7 protein-coding genes are annotated in these 6,627 nt (G+C 63.1%); 4 read left to right on the top strand and 3 right to left on the bottom strand.

All coding sequences use genetic code 11. The features are described from left to right. The coding region (locus PGX04_RS34885; RefSeq protein ID WP_425498473.1) for a DUF7523 family protein at positions 1-110 on the top strand (110 nt) is incomplete at its 5' end. A 26-nt stretch (positions 111-136) separates the two neighbouring features. On the opposite strand, the gene PGX04_RS31560 is transcribed toward PGX04_RS34885, so the two are convergent. After that, positions 137-544 (bottom strand): winged helix-turn-helix domain-containing protein, encoded by a 408-nt coding sequence (locus PGX04_RS31560; protein WP_273742085.1) that lies wholly within the window; start codon positions 542-544, stop codon positions 137-139. Positions 545-642: 98 nt separating this feature from the next. Here PGX04_RS31560 and PGX04_RS31565 point away from each other — a divergent pair, with 98 nt between their 5' ends. Both PGX04_RS31565 and cysS read left to right on the top strand, forming a co-directional pair. Next, entirely contained in the window at positions 643-1,263 is a 621-nt protein-coding gene (locus tag PGX04_RS31565; RefSeq protein ID WP_273742086.1) for a DUF7509 family protein, read from the top strand. Between the two features lie 113 nt (positions 1,264-1,376). Beyond that, positions 1,377-2,912 (top strand): cysteine--tRNA ligase, encoded by a 1,536-nt coding sequence (cysS, locus tag PGX04_RS31570; RefSeq protein ID WP_273742087.1) that lies wholly within the window; start codon positions 1,377-1,379, stop codon positions 2,910-2,912. Positions 2,913-3,047: 135 nt separating this feature from the next. Here cysS and PGX04_RS31575 read toward each other — a convergent pair whose 3' ends face one another. Further along, the gene (locus tag PGX04_RS31575) at positions 3,048-4,475 is read right to left on the bottom strand and encodes an FAD-binding oxidoreductase (RefSeq protein WP_273742088.1); all 1,428 of its coding nucleotides are present in this window, start codon (positions 4,473-4,475) and stop codon (positions 3,048-3,050) included. Between the two features lie 220 nt (positions 4,476-4,695). Beyond that, entirely contained in the window at positions 4,696-5,517 is an 822-nt protein-coding gene (locus tag PGX04_RS31580) for a helix-turn-helix transcriptional regulator (protein WP_273742089.1), read from the bottom strand. 187 nt (positions 5,518-5,704) lie between these two features. Between PGX04_RS31580 and PGX04_RS31585 the strand changes: the two genes are divergently transcribed. Beyond that, on the top strand, positions 5,705-6,403 hold the full coding sequence (locus PGX04_RS31585) for a DUF6517 family protein (RefSeq protein WP_273742090.1): 699 nt from the start codon (positions 5,705-5,707) through the stop codon (positions 6,401-6,403). Positions 6,404-6,627 lie beyond the last annotated feature (224 nt).

Genomic DNA, 6,627 nt, shown 5'->3' on the forward strand with positions numbered 1-6,627 from the left:
CGGCTGTCGCCGACGGCACGCTGGTCGTCGTGGTCGCTCGGCTCGAGGGGGCGAACGCGCTGCGAGCGGTCGAGGATGCGCTCGACCGCGTGGGCGTTCGAACGGAGTGAGAGGCGGGTGAAATGGGCGAGAGCAATTAGTTTTCGCGACTATCGTACGCCTCGCTGAAATCCCACTCGCGACGGAGGAGCTCTTCGACGCCATGTTCGAGGAGGACGTCACCGAGGATCGTCGCCCTGTAGTATGTGTAGAGCCCGTCGCTGTCCCGTTCCGTTCGGACGCGCTTCTCGATGAGCCCGACGTCTCGGAGTTTATTGAGATGGTAGTGGAGCGTGCTATCGTCGATCTCCAGTACCGAATCGAGCTCCGTCGGTGTTAGCTCGTCCGCGTGAGAGAGACGGTAGACGATCTCGAATCGGGTTCGATTCCCGATCGCGGCCTGCATCTCGAGGTACTCCTCGAGGGAGAGGACGCTCTGCTCCGGCAGTAGGTCGTCCGGGTCGGTCGGATCGCCGTCGGCGATCCGCGTATGTTTCGTCCCCATCGTACCACGGACTACTCGCTCTCGTCTCTTAGTCCTTGTCAAGCCAGCATTTACTGAAAATGCGCTTCTTTATATACTGTCGGCAGATTATTCCGAATATGACGCAGGAGATTACGCGGGATCTTATCGCGGACCGGCTTGGGACCGTGAAATACGATCGATTTCTCCTCTATCTAATGGGTCCGTATAAATCGTTCAATCTGAACTACGTGCTGACCGACGAGGAACGGCAGAACGTGTCCGTTGGGGACCTCCCCGGTCCCCTCAGGAAACTCTTCCAGAACGAGGACATAATCGACGAGGCGGAAGCCCTGCTCCGACGATTACAAGGAACGCTTCGAACGGATCCTGAGGTAAACGCATTCCTCGCGGTCGACATCGATATCGAGACCGATGAGATCGATGCAGTGACTCAGAGCATCGAGTACGCCCGGTGCGCGAATGCAACCGTGTTCATCGTGCCGTTCCTCGGCCACAACTTCGGTGTCGGAGAGGAGGCGGGCAGTATCTTAGAGAACGTCGCAGAGACACACGCTGATAGGATCGTCTTCGTCCACGAGGCGAACGTGACCAGTGAGATGATTCGGTCGGCACGAGCCCGATGGGACCTCCGTATCGAAACGTACGAGACGGAAGCAGAACTGATCGATACGGTGCGACGATTCGTCGTCACGACGATGAACCGCGAGCGGTTCGGAGAGCTCGACCATCTGGACTAATCGCAGTTGTTCTGCTGGCTCTCGTGATCGTCACATGTCGGTCTTGAGACGAGCAAGCGCCGCGCCCGGATGCCATCACACGCTTTAACTTTCGTCCGGCGGAAGTGAGCGTAATGACCCTGCACGTGACGAACACGTTGACGGGCGAAAAAGAGCCGTTCGAGCCACGGGACCCCGAGAACGTCCTCCTCTACTACTGTGGCCTGACGGTCTCGGATCCGCCACACCTGGGCCACGCTCGCTCGTGGGTCCACGTCGACGTCATGCACCGCTGGCTCGAGCACCGCTCCTACGACGTGCGTCACGTCGAGAACTTCACCGACGTGAACGAGAAGATCGTCGCCCGAGTGGGCGAAGATGATCTAGGCGAGAGCGAGGCCGACGTGGCCGAGACCTACATCCGGCGGACGATCGACGACATGCGCTCGCTGAACCTCCTGCGGGCGGAGGTCTACCCCCGCGTCTCCGAGCACGTCCCCGAGATCATCGACCTCGTCGAGACGCTGATCGAGAAGGGCTACGCCTACGAGTCCAACGGCTCGGTCTACTTCGACGTGAGCAGCTTCGACGAGTACGGCAAGCTCTCGAACCAGGAACTCGGCGAGATCGAGTCCCAGGGCGATCCCGACGAGCGCACCGAGAAGCGCAACCCGGCGGACTTCGCGCTCTGGAAGGCCGGCGGCGTCGATGCCGACGCGGTCGCGGAGCACCGCCACGAGGGCGTCGACCACGGCGAGGATCCGCCCGAGGGGCTGACCTGGGATTCGCCGTGGGGCGAGGGCCGACCCGGCTGGCACATCGAGTGCTCGGCGATGAGCATGACCCACCTCGACGAGACGCTGGACGTCCACGTCGGCGGCCGGGACCTGGTCTTTCCCCATCACGAAAACGAGATCGCCCAGTCCGAAGCCGCGACGGGCCAGCAGTTCGCGAACTACTGGCTCCACTGCGAACTGTTCCAGATGGACGAGGAGAAGATGTCCTCGAGCCTCGGCAACTTCGTCACGGTCGACGAAGCGATCGATCGTTGGGGGACGAACGTCATGCGGACGTTCCTGACCGCCGGCTCGTACAACAGCAAACAGCTCTACTCCGACGAGACGATCGCCGAGGCCGAGGAGCGATGGGACCAACTCGAGCGGGCCTACGAGGCGGCCGTCGAGGCGCTCGACTCCCCGGCGGCGAGCTCGAAAGTCGACGACGAGTCCTTGCGCGACGAGATCGACGGCTCGCGAGAGGCGTTCGCAACCGCGATGAACGACGACTTCAATACCCGAGAAGCGCAGTCCGCGCTGCTGTCGGTCGCGACGGCGATCAATCGGCACCTGGAGGAGTCGGCCGCCGACGCCGGTGGCGACGCCGAGCACGGAACCGGCGCTGGCAGCTACGATTATCGCGGACTCCGGCGGGCCGTCGAGACCCTCGAGGAACTCGGCGGCGTCCTTGGACTCTCCTTTACGGGCGATACGACGGGCTCTGCTGAACTCGCCGGCGACGTGGTTGATCTCGTCCTCGACGTGCGCGAGCGAGAGCGCGAGGCCGGCAACTACGAGCGCGCCGACGAGTTGCGCGACGAACTCGAGACGCTCGGGATCGAAGTGCAGGACACGGACGAGGGGGCGACGTATCGGCTGCCGTCGGGCGAGTGAGTATCGTGCGCTCTCGTCGACGCTCGCAAAATCAATAGCTGTGCGATCGGGCCCAGCGGCCCTCACATCACGCTCATCAGTCCGAACTGAACCGCCGACGGTCGTGATGTGGCCGTCGTCTATTCGTCGTCGTACTCATTCGTGACTCGCGCCGCCGTCAACCTGAGCGGACGGCGTGATGTTCTGGTTCATCCGGAAGCGGTTCTCGGGATCGTACGCGTCCTTGACGTCGACCAGGCGATCGTAATTGTCGCCGTAGGCGGCCCTGACCCGCCTGTCGCCCTCCTGGCTGAGGAAGTTCACGGCCACGCCATCGGTCGCGAACGGTCCCATCGCGCCGTGGAACTCCCGGGCCCACGAGATGTGGGTCTCGTCCTCGGCGGGATCCTCCCACCGGGAAAAGACGTTAAACGAGAACTCGGCGTTCCGGTTCCGGTACGCCGTCGCGTCCGGCTCGACACGGGAAATCGCGCCGCCCAGATGCTCGAGGACGATCTGCGACATCGGGGACGGAAGCGTTCCCGCACGTTCGACCACCATGTCGATCGCGTCGTCGGGGAGGGGGTCCACCAGCTGGGACTTCCAGTAGTTCCGGTATCCTGGCGCTTGTGGCTCGTCTAGCATCTGTTGTAGGCCCGTATACGGCATGGGCTGGACCTGATCGACGATCGGTTCGCCGAAGTCCCGGAGCGGCTGGAGGAGTTCCTCGCCCGTCTCGATGGGACCCGCGTAGCACGGCGCGAGCGCGGCCACCTTCGTGCCGTGGACCGCCTCTGGGAGGAACGGTGCCGGCGGTGCCGTCATGATCGCGGCGTAGCAGCAGCATTGGTCCGGCATATCGGCCGTAAACTCGCGGTGGAATCGGAGGAGGTCGGCCGCGTCCTCGAACGGATGGATGACCATCCCACCGAGCACCATCGGTCCCACCTCGTGACAGTCGAACTCGAAGGAGGTGACGATTCCGAAGTTACCGCCGCCCCCGCGGATCCCCCAGAACAGGTCCGGATTTTCGTCCTCACTGGCGTGGACGAGTTCCCCCGTCGCGGTGACGACATCCACACTCCGAAGGTTGTCGATAGTGAGTCCGAACCGCCGACTCAGCCACCCCCACCCGCCCCCCAGGGTGAGGCCAGCGACGCCAGTGGTCGAGACGGTTCCGCCCGGGGTAGCGACCCCGAACGCCTGGGTTTCGTGATCGAGGTCTCCCATCGTGACGCCGGGTTCGACGCGGACGGTTTTGGTATCTGGATCGACCCGGACCGACTTCATCGGGGAGCAATCGATCACGAGGCCGTCGTCACAGACCGCGTTCCCCGCGGCGTTGTGCCCGCCGGACTTGACGGCCAGGAGAAGGTCGTTCTCGCGGGCAAAGTTCACGGACGCGATCACGTCCGCGACCCCGGCACACTGGGCGATCATCGCCGGATACCGGTCTATCATATCGTTCCAGACCCGACGGCACTCGTCGTAGTCTTCGTCGTCCGGGAGGACGACCCGGCCGCGGAACGATTTGTCGAACGCAACTACCGCCTCCGCATCTATCGCCTCGTTCTCGGTTTTCATGGCTCTGTACCCGTCGAGTGACTTCGGTTGCGACCACGGTATAGGCATCTGCTGTAACCGTTTCACGCCGTGCAACGCGTACACCACCCTCATCCGTCCCTCGACGCGAGGCGGAGGCGGTCCTCATCGAAAGACCGCCTCGATCAGTCGGCTACCCGGGACTCGTATCGTCTGCGGTCGTGAGACGCCGGCCACGAATCCGTCGTCTCGGACGCCGCTGCTACGTCTTCGCCCACACGGATTCCCAGCCGTTGCGCAACTCCGACGCGGTGAGGCGGGTCGACGCTTCCCGGTACTCGTCGAACGTCTCCGTGAGTCGGTCGACGAGGGCCGGATCGTCGGATTCGATCAGACCGACAGAGATGTCCCGATCGTCGAGAACGATACGGTAGGCCGTCCCGTCGTAGATGCCCCCTGGCGGGACGTCACCGTCGTAGACGTATACCGTGGAGCGGTCGGCGGCGACGATGTCCTCGAACTCGTCGGCGAGCGGAGATGCCATCACTGACTCTAGTACGACCGGGGTGGTCACCAGTTCCATCGTCTGCGTGCCGCCGACGACCGCCTCGTATCTCGCATCGACACACGGCTCGGGGAACTTGTCCGCCAGTGTCTTCGTCCGGGTTGACTCACGTTCGATATCCAGCACGCGGGCCACTGGCGCCATCGGATCGTCGGGGGTTGCCGCAGTGATCGTCGCTTCGGTCAAGACCTCGAGGTCGAATTCGACATCCAATTCCCCCAGCGGAAACCACGGGAGCAGTTCCCGCAGATCGTTGGCGGTCGTCATGTGGTCGTAGAGGTCGATGAACTCGCTCGCGACGTATTCTCCGAGCGGAGTCAACGCGTATCGGTGCCCCTTCCTCACTACCCAGCCGCGGCTCTCGAAATCACCGAGGAGGCGGCTGATCGTGGCTTTAGAGGCCTCGGTCGCGCTCTGTAATTCCGCCCTCGTACGGGAGCCTGCCGCGAGGGCTTCGAGCGCAGTGAATCGGTTCTCCGAGTCCGCGAGAAAGCGGATGTCTTCGAGCGGAGTAAACATGCAGATTACAACGATCGATGAGGATATAACTGCAATGTTACTAGCTAGCATACATTCGGATCCGTGAAGCGGATTCCAACAGCGCCAGTTATTCCAGTCACTGCATCATCCATGCAGTTCGAATTGTAATCAGCAAGTGAAGACCACCGCGGCGTTTATTTCCTCGAGTCTGGTCGGATCGAACAACATGAATCGACGGCTGTTTCTCGGCGCGCTCGCGGCGGGTGGCGTCGGCACGGTGGCCGGCTGTCTCAGCGGCTTCGCCGACGATATGACGATGGTTTCGGCGGCACCCGCACGTGTTTCAGATGAGGCGGCCGCCGAGGCAGGCTACGAGTATCAGGGGACGATAAAACGGGTCGAGACCCAGCAAGTGGGCGGCGAGGACGTCGAACTGACGAGCTACAATAGCGTCTACGATCGGGCGATCGACCTGCCGGCCGAACGGTTCGGCGAGCAGCCGGTACGGGCGGGTGCGTTCGGCGTGCTCTCGACGCCGCAGATCACCGTCGGTGGCGAGGAGTTCAACCCCGTCAGTGAGCCCTCGGACAAGGTCCTCGTCGAGCGCGTCCAGAATCGATATGACGGACTATCGATCGAGCGAGCCGTCGGCGGCCGCGCCCTCGAGACGCTCGGCGAACGGTTCCCCGTCGAGTCCGCCGAGGGCACTGCGACGCTGGACGGGGAGTACGACGTCGACGTCTCCCTCGATATCATCCGAGACGAACACGAGGACGACCCCCTCGTCATCGTCGCCGTCTACCCCACCGAGGAGGTCCTTCAGGGGGAATCAGAGCAAGGCCGGATCGACACCCTCGTTCGGGGCCTCGAGCAGTACGACGACCTCGAGGTCGAGATCGTCGAAACAGAGGAAGCGGACGGGTGACGGCGGCAGTGAAACGGTGGACACCGGTGATGACGACGAATCGACGGTCGACGGAGAGCGACGCTCATACGGACTGCTGTAAGTCATTTCCGGTGCGACCGCAGGGCCGTATCGCGGTCGCACTGGTAAATCGGTACAGCAGACCGTATCAGAACCCGACCGCCGTCGCGAGCGAGAGTCCGCTCGCGAGCGCGCCGAGCAGGTAGCCGCCGATCGCGCCGCCG

This window comes from Natrinema soli, assembly GCF_028618695.1.